This is a genomic window from Opitutaceae bacterium (assembly GCA_041395105.1).
GTDB lineage: Bacteria > Verrucomicrobiota > Verrucomicrobiia > Opitutales > Opitutaceae > B12-G4.
In genome coordinates this window covers 1,611,951-1,625,526 of sequence record JAWLBB010000001.1, presented here as the reverse complement: position 1 = coordinate 1,625,526, position 13,576 = coordinate 1,611,951, and the positions used below count along the sequence as shown (strand labels likewise).

At 62.1% G+C, this 13,576-nt stretch carries 13 protein-coding genes; 2 read left to right on the top strand and 11 right to left on the bottom strand.

The features are described 5' to 3' along the window. Positions 1 to 42 precede the first annotated feature (42 nt). On the top strand, positions 43 to 552 hold the full coding sequence (gene lspA / locus R3F07_06420; GenBank protein ID MEZ5275994.1) for a signal peptidase II: 510 nt from the start codon (positions 43 to 45) through the stop codon (positions 550 to 552). 258 nt (positions 553 to 810) lie between these two features. Here the strand turns inward: lspA and R3F07_06415 are convergent, their stop codons facing one another. The 6 genes from R3F07_06415 to R3F07_06390 form a co-directional block, all read right to left on the bottom strand. After that, positions 811 to 1,683: a YicC/YloC family endoribonuclease gene (locus R3F07_06415; protein ID MEZ5275993.1), complete on the bottom strand. Its 873-nt coding sequence runs from the start codon at positions 1,681 to 1,683 to the stop codon at positions 811 to 813. Further along, positions 1,680 to 2,915, bottom strand: coding sequence for a tryptophan synthase subunit beta (gene trpB / locus R3F07_06410; GenBank protein ID MEZ5275992.1), 1,236 nt, complete (start codon positions 2,913 to 2,915; stop codon positions 1,680 to 1,682). Before trpB ends, R3F07_06415 begins: the two co-directional genes overlap by 4 nt. A gap of 61 nt (positions 2,916 to 2,976) precedes the next feature. Continuing rightward, a complete protein-coding gene (locus tag R3F07_06405) occupies positions 2,977 to 4,428 on the bottom strand; it encodes a GAF domain-containing SpoIIE family protein phosphatase (protein MEZ5275991.1) in 1,452 nt (483 codons plus the stop codon). A gap of 3 nt (positions 4,429 to 4,431) precedes the next feature. Further along, a complete protein-coding gene (locus tag R3F07_06400) occupies positions 4,432 to 4,941 on the bottom strand; it encodes an STAS domain-containing protein (GenBank protein ID MEZ5275990.1) in 510 nt (169 codons plus the stop codon). A 59-nt stretch (positions 4,942 to 5,000) separates the two neighbouring features. Then, a complete protein-coding gene (gene acnA / locus R3F07_06395; GenBank protein ID MEZ5275989.1) occupies positions 5,001 to 7,715 on the bottom strand; it encodes an aconitate hydratase AcnA in 2,715 nt (904 codons plus the stop codon). A gap of 48 nt (positions 7,716 to 7,763) precedes the next feature. Then, on the bottom strand, positions 7,764 to 8,237 hold the full coding sequence (locus R3F07_06390) for a redoxin domain-containing protein (GenBank protein ID MEZ5275988.1): 474 nt from the start codon (positions 8,235 to 8,237) through the stop codon (positions 7,764 to 7,766). Positions 8,238 to 8,505: 268 nt separating this feature from the next. Between R3F07_06390 and tyrS the strand changes: the two genes are divergently transcribed. Then, on the top strand, positions 8,506 to 9,789 hold the full coding sequence (gene tyrS, locus R3F07_06385) for a tyrosine--tRNA ligase (protein ID MEZ5275987.1): 1,284 nt from the start codon (positions 8,506 to 8,508) through the stop codon (positions 9,787 to 9,789). A 13-nt stretch (positions 9,790 to 9,802) separates the two neighbouring features. On the opposite strand, the gene R3F07_06380 is transcribed toward tyrS, so the two are convergent. From R3F07_06380 to R3F07_06360, 5 genes are all read right to left on the bottom strand, one after another. Further along, entirely contained in the window at positions 9,803 to 10,030 is a 228-nt protein-coding gene (locus tag R3F07_06380) for a hypothetical protein (protein ID MEZ5275986.1), read from the bottom strand. A gap of 168 nt (positions 10,031 to 10,198) precedes the next feature. Continuing rightward, entirely contained in the window at positions 10,199 to 11,191 is a 993-nt protein-coding gene (locus R3F07_06375; protein ID MEZ5275985.1) for a glucose-6-phosphate dehydrogenase assembly protein OpcA, read from the bottom strand. Positions 11,192 to 11,211: 20 nt separating this feature from the next. Then, positions 11,212 to 12,759, bottom strand: coding sequence for a glucose-6-phosphate dehydrogenase (gene zwf, locus R3F07_06370; GenBank protein ID MEZ5275984.1), 1,548 nt, complete (start codon positions 12,757 to 12,759; stop codon positions 11,212 to 11,214). A gap of 54 nt (positions 12,760 to 12,813) precedes the next feature. Then, on the bottom strand, positions 12,814 to 13,269 hold the full coding sequence (locus R3F07_06365) for a YraN family protein (protein ID MEZ5275983.1): 456 nt from the start codon (positions 13,267 to 13,269) through the stop codon (positions 12,814 to 12,816). A gap of 29 nt (positions 13,270 to 13,298) precedes the next feature. Beyond that, positions 13,299 to 13,571, bottom strand: coding sequence for a hypothetical protein (locus R3F07_06360; GenBank protein ID MEZ5275982.1), 273 nt, complete (start codon positions 13,569 to 13,571; stop codon positions 13,299 to 13,301). Positions 13,572 to 13,576: the final 5 nt, after the last annotated feature.

Below are 13,576 nucleotides of genomic sequence, written 5' to 3'. Positions count from 1 at the left end.
CATCCGCTCCTCCCGCGCCGGCCCCTTCCGCCACAGCGCCGGATGTCCGCCTCCCCTCCCTTTCCCAGTCTGCGAACCCGGATCGCCGCCTACCGGTGGCTTTTCCTCATCGCCGTTCCCGTCTTTGCGGCCGATCAGGTATCCAAGATATGGATACACAGGAACCTGCCCTTCAACGCCTATTTCCCGCCCGACAACCTCGTCGTCATCCCCGGCTTCTTCAACATCGTCCATGTCGGCAACACCGGGGCGGCCTGGGGTCTCTTTGCCGGCAAGAGCTTCTGGCTCGCCCTCCTCGCCATCGCCACCCTGACCGGCATCTTCTTCTTCCGCCGGCAACTCGCCCTCGGTCGTCCGCTCGTCCAGGTGAGCTTCGGGCTTCTCTGCGGCGGTATCGTCGGCAACCTGGTCGACCGGATCCTCCACGGCCATGTCATCGACTTCCTCGACTTCCATTTCGGCTCATTCATCTGGCCCGCCTTCAACCTGGCGGACGCCGCCATCTGCATCGGAGTCGGTCTCTACCTCATCCACAGCTTCCGGGAACCCTGAAAAGGGGTCTTCCCCGAATGGCCTGCAACTGGGGCTGTTCGGGGAAAGGGAGAGTGATTCTCACAGAGGCACGGAGGCACAGAGGAAGGATGGGAATGGGATGAGATCCTCAACTTGGCGAAGTGCTGATCGATATCGGTAGCAACCGAACCAATAGGATACGTCGCTGATCCGCTCAGTGCCTCTGTGGCTCCGTGAGAGAAAATCCTAACAGGACCTGTCACTCAGCGATCTCGGCATCCGCCACGACCCCGTGGCCTACTCGACGTTCTGGACCTGCTCCCGGATGCGTTCGAGCTCGTTCTTGAAATCGATGACCAGCCGCGCGATTTCCAGCCGGTTGGATTTGCTGCCCACGGTGTGGATTTCCCGCCCCACTTCCTGTAGCAGGAATTCCATGGTCCGCCCGACGGACTCCTGCGACCGGCAGAGTTCCCCGAATTGGTCGAGATGACTCCCCAGCCGGGTCAATTCCTCCGTGATGTCGCAACGATCCGCAAAAAGCGCGACCTCCTTGAGGACCCGCTCATCCGACACATCCAGCTCGAGGCCGGCCTGATTCAATCGCTGCAAGAGCAGGGCCCGGTGGTCCGCCACCGTGGCCTCCGAAAATTCCCCGATCCGCAGAGTCAGCGACCGGAGCACCTCCGTCCGGGCACTCAAATCCGCCGCCAGGGCCTCGCCCTCACGGTCCCGCATCAGCACGAGCGCCGCCAGGGCCTCGTCGAGGACCGGACTGACCAGGTCCGAAAGCTCATCGTCCGCCGGGCCCTCCCGATCGTCGCGACGGGCCAGGACAAGTTGAAGCAGGAAGGCGGCATCGGGTTCAAACCGATGACCCCTCTCCCGCGCATAGGCCGCCAACCGCGCCACCACCCCGTCGATGGCCGCCTCGTCGACCGTGATTCCCCCGGCCCCCCTGACCGAACGGCATTCGATGGCGACCTGGATCCGGCCCCGCTGAACCGTCTGCCGGACCCGGCGGGTGACCTCCGGCTCCAGCCACTGCCAGGACCGCGGCATGGAGACCGCCACCTCGAGGCTCTTGCGGTTGACCGAGCTGGCCTGGACAATGGTCTCCCAATCAGCACCGGTCCGGACGGCCCGGCCGAAACCCGTCATGCTTCTCATGATACGTCGGGGGTTCCGCCGAGAATCGCCGCGACCTGCTGAACATCCTTGTCGCCCCGGCCGCTCATGTTCATCAGGATGATCTTGTCCGGGCCCAGTTCCCGGGCCCGCTTCATCACATGGACAAGGGCATGGGTTGATTCGAGGGCCGGAATGATGCCCTCGGTCCGGCAGCAGACCTGAAAGGCCTCCATGACCTCGTCATCGGTGGCGTAGGCAAACTCAATGCGCCCCCGGTCGCGGTAATAGGCGTGTTCCGGTCCGATCGCGGCGTAGTCCAATCCGGCGGAGACCGAATGGGTCAGTTCGATCTGACCAACGGGATTCTGCAGGATATAGGTCTTGCAGCCCTGAAGGACGCCCAGCCGCCCTCCCTCAAACCGGGCGGCATGACCGCCGGGCACAATCCCCCGGCCGCCGGCCTCCACTCCGACCAGGCGGACACCTTCATCCGCAAGAAAGTCGAAGAAGAACCCGATCGCATTGCTGCCACCCCCGACACAGGCCACCATCTCATCGGGCAGGCGGCCTTCCTTTGCCAGGATCTGTTCCCGCGTCTCCCGGCTGATCACCCGGTGGAAATCCCGGACCATCATCGGGTAAGGGTGGGATCCGAGGGCCGACCCGAGTATGTAATGGGTGGAGTCGACGTTCGTGACCCAGTCGCGCATGGCCTCATTGATCGCTTCCTTGAGTGTTTTCTGTCCCGCCTCGACCCCCCGCACCTCGGCCCCGCAGAGCCGCATCCGGTAGACATTGAGAGCCTGGCGTTCCATATCGACCGCGCCCATGTAGATGACGCACTCAAGTCCGAACTTCGCACAGACCGCCGCCGTAGCCACCCCGTGCTGGCCGGCTCCGGTTTCGGCAATGATCCGCTTCTTGCCCATCCGTCGGGCGAGCAGGGCCTGGCCGATGGCGTTGTTGATCTTGTGCGCTCCGGTATGCAGCAGGTCCTCCCGTTTGAAGTAGATGCGGGCACCCCCCAGCATCTCGGTCAGCCGCTCGGCAAAATAGAGTTCCGTCGGCCGACCCGCGAATTCCTTGAGGTGCCGGTTCAGCTCCGCCTGGTAAGCCGGATCGCCACGGGCTTCTTCGTAGGCCGCAGCCAGTTCCCCGAGAGCCGTCATCAGCGTCTCCGGAACAAATACCCCGCCATAGGGACCAAAATGACCGTTCGAATCCGGCAGGGATAACCGGGCGGGATGAGATTCCTCAGTGACTGTCGCCATGACGGAGAACGTGTTTCGAGGCGGCCCAAACGCAAACGAAAAGGCAACGCCCATCCGGCTATCAGGTGGCCCCCGGCCCCAGGCGTTTGACCACGACCAGGGAAATGTCATCGGGAAAGCGGGACCGCCCGGAAAAGCGCCCGACCATCTCCAGGATGCCGGAGATGATCTCGGAAGAACTGCGGCTGCGCAGCGTCTTGACCGCATCGAGCAGACGCGCACCCGTGAACTCCCTCCCGTCGGCATTGGGCGCCTCGGTGATCCCATCTGTATAGAGGGTGAGCAGATCGCCGGGATGGAAACCCACTGCCAGGTCCTCCACCACTTCGTCGAAGAGTTCGGCGTCGACCATTCCGACCGGCATCCCCTCGGACGAGAGGAACTCCAGCCCGAAGCGATTGGTCTCGTCCGGGCGCCCGATGAGGGGCAACTCATGTCCGGCTCTCGACAGCACGATCCGATTCTCCAGCGGATCGATGATCGCGAGCACGATGGTAATGTACATCCCCTGCCGCATCTCGCCGGTCATGGCCCGGTTGGTTTCCCGCAGAACGTGGGAGGGGGAGCGGTGCAGGCCGGCAAAGTTCCTGAGGTGGGTTCGGCAGATGGCCATGAGAATGGAGGCGGGTACACCCTTCCCGGAAACATCCGCCACGGCCACACCGAGTCGGCCTCCTTCAAGGGGAAAAACATCGACGAGATCCCCTCCGACCTGCTGGGCCGGAATATAACGCACGTCCACATCGAGTCCGGCGATCTGCGGGATCTCGCTCGGAACCAGCAGTTGCTGGATATCCCGGGCCACCGACAGATCGAGATCGAGCTGCCGCTTCTCGATCTGCAGGGAAAGGAATTCGTTGTTGTGGACGGCCAGCCCGGCCTGCTCAGCCAGCGATTCGACCAGCGAGAAATCCGTGGCGGTGAACGAACGACCGGTCGCCGGATTGGCCACGGCGAGAACGCCGATCAGACGATCTCCGAAGAGAATAGGAGCGGCGATCATCGACCGGACGGATAATGCCGGATCGTCATGCTGGATGATGCGCGGATCTTCCGATCCATTCTCGATCAGCTCCGCCTTTCGGGTCCGGGCCACTCCGCCGACAAAGCCCTCACCGATGGCGAAGGTCTCCGATCGGAGGATCTGCTCAATAAAGCGGGCCCGGGTGATCAGCTTGACCCTCGAACTCTCCGGCAGCGGACGGTGAGGCGGAAAAAGGCCCTCCACCGCAACCCCCTGCAGCCGGTCCCCGTCGATCCGCTCGAAGACACAGGCACTGAGGGCTCCCGTCGAGAGGATGGCGGCATGCACGATGCGCTGAAAGAGCTCCTGTCGGGACAGCCCCTCCCCGAGGGCCTCGACCATGTCGTGCATGAACTCGACCACGATCTCCTTCTCCTGAAAGACACGCTGCTTCTCCGCCTCGATGCGTTCGCGTTCGCGGCGCGCGTTCAGGTAGAGTCCGAAGAAAATCGCTCCACCTGCCAGTAAACCGGCGAAAAAAACAACCATGGATCAACCCTGATCGACCCGGTTCTTCAGGAACACGAGCACATCCTGGAACTTCTCCTGGTTGGCCTGATCCGCCTCCACTAGATTCTCATGGGCCTCCAGACACATCCGGGCGTTCTCGAGCTCATCCATTCGGGTCGCGGCCAGCGGCTCAACCGCGTTTCCCGTCGGCGTGAGATCGCCGCCGAGATCGACCGTCGCCAACCGGTGCAGACCGAGGTTGCGGATCAGCTCCAGATTGCGGGTTCCCAGCCGGCAGAAGACCGCCACGCCCCGGGGTTTCGATTTCCGCAGATCCAGGGCCAACCCGGCCAGAACGCCCAGAAAAGTGCTGTCCATCCCCGTGCAGGCGCTGAAGTCGATGACGAAACGCCGCTTTCCCTGGCTCATCATTTCACTGAGAAACTCGCGCAGACTGCCGCTGTTGGCAAACGACGCCCGCCCCCGGACCCGGATCAGGACAGGATCCGAATAGGCATCCACCAGAAAACTGGGATTGGTCGTCTCGGCCATTGTCGTCAGTCGCCCCTATCCGTTTCTGCCCATTTCTCTCGAATAAGGATACAATTCCCTCATCCCTGTTGCTTCAGAATCTCCCGCAACACGTAGGGCAGGATACCTCCATGCCGATAGTAATCAACCTCGATGGGCGTATCGATCCGAACCGTGACCGGCACCGATTCACTTGACCCATCGGCCCGCCGGATGACCAGGTCGATATCCTGACCTGGCTTGATCCCGTCGTCCAGAGTCGGAACCGAATACACCTCCGAACCGTCGAGCCCCAGGGAAGCCGCACTCGTGCCTTCCTTGAATTCGAGCGGCAGGATGCCCAGGCCCACCAGGTTGCTCCGGTGGATGCGCTCATAGCTGCGTGCCACGACTGCGCGGACCCCGAGAAGCCGGGTGCCCTTGGCGGCCCAGTCGCGGGAACTCCCCATGCCATAGTCGACCCCGGTCACCACGATGAGCGGAACATTACGCTTCGCGTAGGCCTCGCAGGCATCGAAGACCGGGAGGACCTCTCCGTCCGGCATCAGGCGGGTGAACCCGCCTTCCTTGCCGCCCGCCATCAGGTTCTTGATCCGGACATTGGCGAAGGTGCCGCGCTTCATCACCCGGTCATTGCCCCGGCGGGATCCATAGGAATTGAAATCGGCCGGACTGACTCCCTTCCCGATCAGATAACGACCGGCCGGCGTGTCCTTGGAGAAGGAACCTGCGGGCGATATATGATCGGTCGTGACCGAGTCGCCGAGGATGGCGAGCGGCCGCATCTCCCCGATGGGGGAAATCGAACCGACCTCGAGGGAAAAATCCTCGAAGAAGGGCGGCTCCTGTATATAGGTGCTGTCCTCATTCCACCGATACAGCTCTCCGGTGACCGCCTCAATCGCGTTCCATTCCGGGTTGGCCCCGGTCAGATCCTCGTACTGGCGCCGGAACATCTCCGGCTTCAAGCCGCGATTGATGCAATCGAGGATTTCCTGGTTCGAGGGCCAGATATCGCGAAGGTAGACGTCCCGTCCATCAGACCCCTTGCCGATGGGATCCGTCGTCAGGTCCAGGTCGACCCGACCGGCCAGGGCGAAGGCGACCACGAGGGGAGGAGACATCAGGAAATTCGCCTTGATTGAGGAATGCACCCGGGCCTCGAAGTTGCGATTGCCGGAAAGGACGCTGGCCGCGACCAGTCCGCCCTTCTCGATGGCCGCCTCGATCTCCGGGGCGAGCGGTCCGCTGTTGCCGATGCACGTCGTGCATCCGTAACCGACCAGGTTGAATCCGATCTGGTCGAGGTAGGCCTGCAAACCGGTCTCCTTCAGGTAATCGGTGACCACCCGGGACCCCGGAGCGAGGCTCGTCTTGACGCAGGCCGGCACCTTGAGGCCGCGCTCGACCGCCTTCTTGGCCACAAGGCCGGCAGCGAGCATGACGCTCGGGTTGCTGGTGTTGGTGCAGCTGGTGATGGCCGCGATCAGCACTGAACCGTTGGTGATCTCGCCCCCCTGTCCCTCCACCGGCACGCTCCGGGTCCGGCTGGAGCCATCGCGGCCGAAACCGCCCTCCTCCACCTTCTTCGAATAGAGATCGACGAACTGCCGTCCGAGCTCCGGAACATCGATCCGATCCTGCGGCCGTTTCGGGCCCGCCACCGCGGGCACGATCGAAGCGAGGTCGAGATGGACCACCTTGGTGTAGTCGATTTCCGGGCCATCAGGAATCCCGAACATCCCCTGGGCCCGGTAATAGTCGCGAACCAGGTTCACCTGGTCGGGGGCGCGGCCCGTCGCCGTCAGGTAATCGAGGGTCCGTTCGTCCACCGGGAAAAAGCCCATGGTGGCGCCGTATTCCGGCGCCATGTTGGCGATGGTTGCGCGATCCGCCAGGGTCAGTTCGGTCGCACCGGGACCGTGGAACTCGACGAACTTGCCGACCACCTTCTCCCTTCGCAGAAGCTCGGTGATGCGCAGGGTGAGGTCGGTCGCGGTGACCCCCTCGCCGAGACGCCCGGTCAGGCGCACTCCGATGACCTCCGGCGTCAGGAAGTAAACCGGCTGACCCAGCATGCCGGCCTCCGCCTCTATCCCGCCGACGCCCCAGCCGACCACCCCGAGACCGTTGATCATGGTGGTATGGGAATCGGTCCCGACCAGTGTATCCGGAAAATAGATACGGCTGCCTCCCACTTCCCGGCTGAAGACGACCTGGGCCAGGTACTCGAGATTGACCTGGTGGACGATTCCGACCGAGGGCGGCACCACCTTGAAGGTCTCAAAGGCCTGTTGTCCCCACTTGAGGAACTCATAGCGCTCGCGGTTGCGCTCAAACTCGATCTTCAGGTTCTCAAGAAAAGCGCCCGCCGTCCCGGAGCGGTCGACCTGGACCGAGTGATCGATGACCAAATCGACCGGAACGAGGGGCTCGATCAGGGCCGGATCACGCTTCAGCCGGGCGACGGCCGACCGCATGGCCGCCAGGTCGACGAGCAGGGGCACCCCGGTGAAATCCTGAAGCACGATCCGGGCGACCACGAAAGGAATCTCGATCGGAGCCGGTGCGGAGGCCTTCCATCCCGCCAGTTCCCTGATATTCGACTCCATGACCCGCTTGCCGTCGCAATTGCGCAGAACCGACTCGAGAACGATCCGGATGCTGACCGGAAGTCTCGAAATCGCTCCCAGGCCCGCTTCTTCCAGAGCCGGAAGCGAGTAATAGAGGCGGTCGCCCGAAGGACCGGGACCGAGCGATTTCAGTGAATTGAAGGGATTGACGGGAAGACTCATTGAAAGGCGGCTGAAGGACGGAAGAGAAGGTGGCGTGGAAGTGGAAGGCTAGCCGGCAAGAGCGGCTTTGACCGCGTTGAAGTCGGGCAGGACCTTCGCGTCGTCGCTCGAAGAGCTGAAGAGAATGTTGCCGTCGCTGCCCACCACGAAGGCCGACCTCTTGGAAACGCCCTTGAAGCCGAGGAGATCGGCATAAAGCACGTCATAGGCCTGGCTTACCTGCTTGTTGAAGTCGCTCAAGAGGGGGAAATTCAGCTTGTTCTGCCGGGCAAACACCTCGAGCGAAAACGGACTGTCGACACTGATCCCGTAGACGGCGGCGTTCAGGTCCTCATAGTCCTTCATGGAATCGCGGATTGAGCACAGCTCGGATTCGCAGACGCTGGTGAACGCGAGGGGGAAAAAGAGCAGAACCGTCGGCCTTTTGCCGAAATTATCGCTCAGTTTGTACTCGACGAGCCCCTCGGGCTGCTTGCTTTTCAATGCGAAATCGGGGGCCTTAACGCCTTTTGCCAATGCCATGGTCAGATGATGGGTTGATGTTGAAATGACGACAGACCCTTGGTCTGTCAGATAAGAGCTTCCACCGTGCAATCAAAACCACGGTGAGACAAACCAATTTCGGAGACTGGCTCAAATGCGCGGCAACATGCCGCCGGGACCGATCGGGATCATCGGATGCCACCCCGTCCTGCCCTACTCAGGCAATCGGCAGTCAGGCTATCGCCGGAGCGCGTCGCCTCCTTTTTGGCCTTGTCGCTGCCCTGACCCGGTAGGATAAATGCCCCCCATGAATCTGATGGACGATCTTCGCTGGCGCGGCCTGCTTGTCGACTGCACTCACCCCGATGAGTTGGAAGGGCATCTGCAAGCGGGGATGGTCACGCTCTACGCAGGCTTCGACCCGACGGCCGACAGCCTCCACGTCGGAAGTCTCGTCCCGCTTCTGACTCTCCGGCGTTTCCAGCTGGCGGGACACCGCCCGATCGCCCTCGCAGGGGGAGCCACCGGTATGATCGGAGATCCCAGCGGCCGCACCACCGAGAGACAGCTTCTCACCCGGGAACGGCTCGAAACCAATATTGCCGGCGTCAAGACCCAGCTGCACCGTCTGCTCGATTTCTCACCGTCACTGACCAACGCCGCCCTGCTCTGTGACAACGCAAGCTGGTTCGCCCCGATCGGCTTTCTGGATTTTCTGCGCGAAACCGGCAAGCACTTCACGGTCAACATGATGATCGCCAAGGAAAGCGTTCGGGCGCGGATGGAAGACCGCGAATCCGGGATCAGCTTCACCGAATTCAGCTACATGCTTCTGCAGGCGCATGATTTCTGGCACCTCAATCAGGCCGAGGGCTGCACCCTGCAGATCGGCGGTTCCGACCAATGGGGCAATATCACGGCGGGCATCGATCTCTGCCGGAAGAAATCATCGGTCCAGACCTACGGCCTCTCCCTTCCCCTGATCACCAATGCCGACGGAAGCAAGTTCGGCAAGAGCGTGGCTGGCGCCGTCTGGCTCGATCCGACCAAGACCAGTCCTTACCGATTCTACCAGTACTTCATCCAGACGGACGATCGCGACGTCATTCCCCGGCTGAAGCTCTTCACTTTTCTTTCGCACCAGGAAATCGAAGCGCTGGCCGCCGCCCACGAGGAACGCCCCCACGCCCGCGAGGCCCATCAGGCCCTGGCGCGCGAGCTGACGACCCTCGTCCACGGAGAGGACGCCACCAAGGATGCGATCCGCGCCACCCAGGTCCTCTTCGGCGGGTCCATCGATGGAATCTCCGAAACCGCCCTCGCCGATCTGGCGACCGAGGTGCCCAACCACCATCTCCCGTCGGGCGAGTTCGGATCCGGGCTCCCCCTCGTCGATCTGCTCGTGAAGACAGGGCTATCGCATTCCAAGGGTCAGGCCCGCAAGGACATCCAGGGCGGCGGTGCCTATGTGAACAATCAACGCTGGGACGACCCGCTCGCGGTCGTCACGCCCGAATCGCTCCTCTTCGATCGCTTCCTGCTTCTTCGCAAGGGCAAGCGCAACTACGCCGCCCTGGTCGTCGGGCAGTAAGCCGGCGCCCTCTTCAGGGAAGCCGCCGGTATTTCGAGGGCTCGATCTTGAATCGGTGACCCGAATCCAGATCCGTGAAAATATGCCAGTGCTCGTGCTCCTCATCGTGCACGGCGACTTCCAGAATGGAGCCACTGTCGTAGTGGTAGCATTCGGACTCCACCAGGTGATCTTCGTGCTGGATGGCTTCGCCCAGCTCCCCGGTGTGGTTTTCAAGGATCTCGATTTTGCGGGTTGTCATTTTCGGGTCTAATGGAGGTGAAAGCATGCCCGCAACAAACAGCGGGCGTTAACCGGTATGTCCGTTTCCCCCGATCCGGTCAAGTCGATCATGCCGGATGAACAGAATTTGCCGGCCGGATTTTCCGATGGCAGCGCGGCGCAGCCGCCGCTCCGAGAACGTCCCTGCTCAGAAGAAGAGCGCCTCACCCAGGGCCCGCTCGGTCGTCAGCAGCCGCACGATCGAGCTCCGGCTCACCCGCGTCCCCCCCAGGTTCGACTCGATTGAAGCCCGTCCGGACTCGAAATCCACCGACCAAGTGAACGACCGACCATCGGTGTAGACCCAAGCCATCGCCATCGATCCCCCTTCTTCCAACGATGGCCGGACCTCAACCACCGGTTCGCTGACCGCGCCTCCAGAATCTTCCGCACAGGCACGGAGGTTCCCCTCGACCCACTTCCGAAGAAAGCCGGCTTCAGCCTTCAAGCCGGGCTCCGCCGCGATCTCCACTCTGGCCAGATCGCGGATCAGTTCCGACGGGGGATAACTGCTCAGAAACTGCCCCACGGACTGGCGGACCTGGAGCAGACGCGCATCCGCAAGATCGCGGAGGTTCTCCGGCTTGGGCCAGTTGAAGGCGAGAACCGTCTCATTCTCGATCGCCGAATCAATGACGATCCGTTTCGCCTGATTCAGGAAAAAACCGTAGTCGGCGATCTTGGGCCCGCTCCGAACCCGCGACGGCCAATAATAAAGCGGCAGGTCGCTCTCGATCAGCGTCGTCACCTGATTCTCCAGAAAACCGCGCTGCGAGTTGGGATACCCGACAATGACCGCTTCGCAGCAGCTCATCTCGGCCCGGGATTTTCCAATGTAGCACTCGCCAAACACCTTCGCCCCGAGCTCATCGCTTCCCGTTTCCGACATGCGTGGGCAGAGTGCGACAATCCGGCAGGGGTAACGCTGGGCGAAACGCAGGACGGCATCAAACATCCGGCGGGCCGATTCCGGGGTATGATCGTGCCCCAGATGGAGGACCAGGTTCATCTGGGATGCCCGGAACTCGGAGGGAGCCGACTTTGCGCCGGGTTTCCCCATTTCCCAGAGGGAGGCCAGGGTTCCGAGGACCGAACTCATCGGAACCTCGAAGCCGGGAAGGGCGTTAAAAATCGCTGGCATGATCCGGATGCTTGCCTCCCTTACGGCCGGCGCCACTCGTGGCGGTTTTCCCAGAGCAACCGCTCGGCGGCGAGAGGCCCCCAGGATCCGCTCGCGTAGGATTCCATACCCCGTCGACCGACCGAGTCCCAGAAATCGTGCAACGGGGTGATCAGCTTCCAGGAAGCTTCGGTTTCGTCACCGCGGATGAAGAGCGTGCTGTCTCCGATCATCGCATCGAGAACCAGGCGCTCGTAGGCCTCCGGTGTGTTCGATCCGAATGTCGTGCTGTAACGGAAATGCATGCGGACCGGCTGGGTCCGGGTTTCAAGGCCCGGGGTCTTGGCATTCAGGGTGACCGTCGATCCCTCGTCCGGCTGGATCTGAAAGGCCAGGGTGTTCTGGGCGAGATTGAACTGCTTCGAATCGGAAAAGAGACCTCCGGGCGGACTCTTGAAGATGATCGCGATCTCACTGACCCGCCGTGCCATCCGCTTTCCTGAGCGCAGGTAGAACGGTACCCCGGCCCATCGCCAATTGTTGATCGAGAGCCGCAGCGCCGCATACGTCTCGGTATTCGACTCGGGATCAACCCCCGCTTCCTGCCGGTAATCCGGGACACGTTGCCCTCCGATCAATCCCTCGCCGTATTGCCCCCTGACAACATCGCCGCTCTCGGGCTTCAGATCCACTGGCTGGACAGCCTTGAGCAACTTGACCTTCTCGTCCCGGATCGACTCGGGATCGAGGGAGACCGGAGGCTCCATCGCCGTCAGGCTGAGCAGCTGCATGGTGTGATTCTGGATCATGTCGCGGGTGGCCCCGCTACCCTCGTAGTAGCCCCCGCGTGAACCCACCCCCAGATCCTCCGCCACGGTGATCTGCACGCAGTCCACGTAACGACGGTTCATCAGGGGTTCGAAAATCGCATTGGCAAAACGCTGGACCAGGAGGTCCTGGACCGTCTCCTTGCCCAGATAGTGGTCAATCCGGTAGACCTGATCTTCCCGAAACACACCTGAGATCACCTTGTTGAGGTGGCGGGCCGACTCCAGATCCCGACCGAACGGCTTCTCAATGACCACCTTGGACGCCTGGGGGGATCCAAGGTGCCGGGCCGCCAGGCCGGCCTGTCCCAGATTCTCGATGATCGGCTCGAAGACCGTCGGCGGCGTCGAGACGTAAAAGAGGCTCTGGAGATCGCGGCCGATCTGCTGTTCCATGCCCTCAATATCCTTGCGCAATTGATCGAAGGCGGCGGTTTCATCGTAACCCCCGGACCGGTAAAAGGTGCCCTCCTCCACCCGCGCCCAGATGGCGTCGTCGATCTCCCGGCGCGAGAATTCCTCGACCGCCTCCCGCGAGATCTTCCGGAAATCCTCGTCAGGTATCGGCTTGCGGCCAAAACCGATCAACCGGAAATCGGCCGGTAGAAGCCCGTCGTAGGCCAGGTTGTAAATGGCCGGAATCAGCTTCCTCGCGGTCAAGTCGCCGGAGGCCCCGAAGATGACCATGACGGTGGGCGGTGCCCCCCGGTGCTTGCTCAAGCCCTCAAGAAAGGGATGACGCTTGTTTTCCTTGTCCACCATAGGCTGATATTTGCAGACGGTCGTTTTATCCAACAGGTCTGCACTCTCGATCCCTCATCGGGATCTGGCAAACGCTTTGGAGAAAAGAGAAACATTTTCAAAATGCCGGATCTGGCCGGGCTCCCCGTCGGTCGATTCGACTTCGACCACATCGAAGCGAACGGAGGCCGGCTTCGGCGAGACCCGGGCTCGGTAGGCGCGAATCGCCCGCAACAACGCCTTCTTCTTGCGTCCGTTGACCGTGAAATAGCCCGGGACCCGCGCGCCGGCCCGCCGGGTCTTCACCTCGACAAAAACGAGGATCTCCCCGTCCCGGCACACCAGGTCGATCTCGTCCTTTCCTTCCCGCCAGTTCCGGGCCAGGACATGCATCCCTTTCACCCGAACGAGATGATCCGCCGCGGCCCGTTCGCCCGCTGAGCCGGTGGTCGCGGCAGAGACCTCGGCCGGGACATCGGGGGACCGACCCCGCTTCGTGAGATTCCACAACCGCTCGAACATCGGCTGCATGGTGGGCTGCTGACCGGGAGATGGAAAGTTCAATCCGTGCCCGCTTCCGCCCTGCGCCGTGACCGCAGCAGCCGAAGGGCATTCACGCCGATCAACATCCAGATCAGGTTGAGACCGACCGAGGGAATGGCACCATGATAGAGCGCGTTCAGGCCCACCAGCAGACTGGCCACGATGGAAAAGACGTTGTACTTGACTGAATCGCCCGGCCATTTTCCGTGCGAAACCAGAAAATAGGCCACGACCAGAATGATGGCTCCCGACCAGCCGAGGCCATCCACGATCAGACGCTCAATTGACATCCGGC

Excerpts from the sequence above, each read along its gene's own strand:
- tyrS (MEZ5275987.1), top strand. The coding sequence starts at position 8,506 with ATGAATCTGATGGACGATCTTCGCTGGCGCGGCCTGCTTGTCGACTGC.
- lspA (MEZ5275994.1), top strand. The coding sequence starts at position 43 with ATGTCCGCCTCCCCTCCCTTTCCCAGTCTGCGAACCCGGATCGCCGCC.
- trpB (MEZ5275992.1), bottom strand. The coding sequence starts at position 2,915 with ATGGCGACAGTCACTGAGGAATCTCATCCCGCCCGGTTATCCCTGCCG.
- R3F07_06405 (MEZ5275991.1), bottom strand. The coding sequence starts at position 4,428 with ATGGTTGTTTTTTTCGCCGGTTTACTGGCAGGTGGAGCGATTTTCTTC.
- acnA (MEZ5275989.1), bottom strand. The coding sequence starts at position 7,715 with ATGAGTCTTCCCGTCAATCCCTTCAATTCACTGAAATCGCTCGGTCCC.
- R3F07_06360 (MEZ5275982.1), bottom strand. The coding sequence starts at position 13,571 with ATGTCAATTGAGCGTCTGATCGTGGATGGCCTCGGCTGGTCGGGAGCC.
- R3F07_06390 (MEZ5275988.1), bottom strand. The coding sequence starts at position 8,237 with ATGGCATTGGCAAAAGGCGTTAAGGCCCCCGATTTCGCATTGAAAAGC.
- R3F07_06365 (MEZ5275983.1), bottom strand. The coding sequence starts at position 13,269 with ATGCAGCCGATGTTCGAGCGGTTGTGGAATCTCACGAAGCGGGGTCGG.
- R3F07_06415 (MEZ5275993.1), bottom strand. The coding sequence starts at position 1,683 with ATGAGAAGCATGACGGGTTTCGGCCGGGCCGTCCGGACCGGTGCTGAT.
- R3F07_06375 (MEZ5275985.1), bottom strand. The coding sequence starts at position 11,191 with ATGCCAGCGATTTTTAACGCCCTTCCCGGCTTCGAGGTTCCGATGAGT.
- zwf (MEZ5275984.1), bottom strand. The coding sequence starts at position 12,759 with ATGGTGGACAAGGAAAACAAGCGTCATCCCTTTCTTGAGGGCTTGAGC.
- R3F07_06380 (MEZ5275986.1), bottom strand. The coding sequence starts at position 10,030 with ATGACAACCCGCAAAATCGAGATCCTTGAAAACCACACCGGGGAGCTG.
- R3F07_06400 (MEZ5275990.1), bottom strand. The coding sequence starts at position 4,941 with ATGGCCGAGACGACCAATCCCAGTTTTCTGGTGGATGCCTATTCGGAT.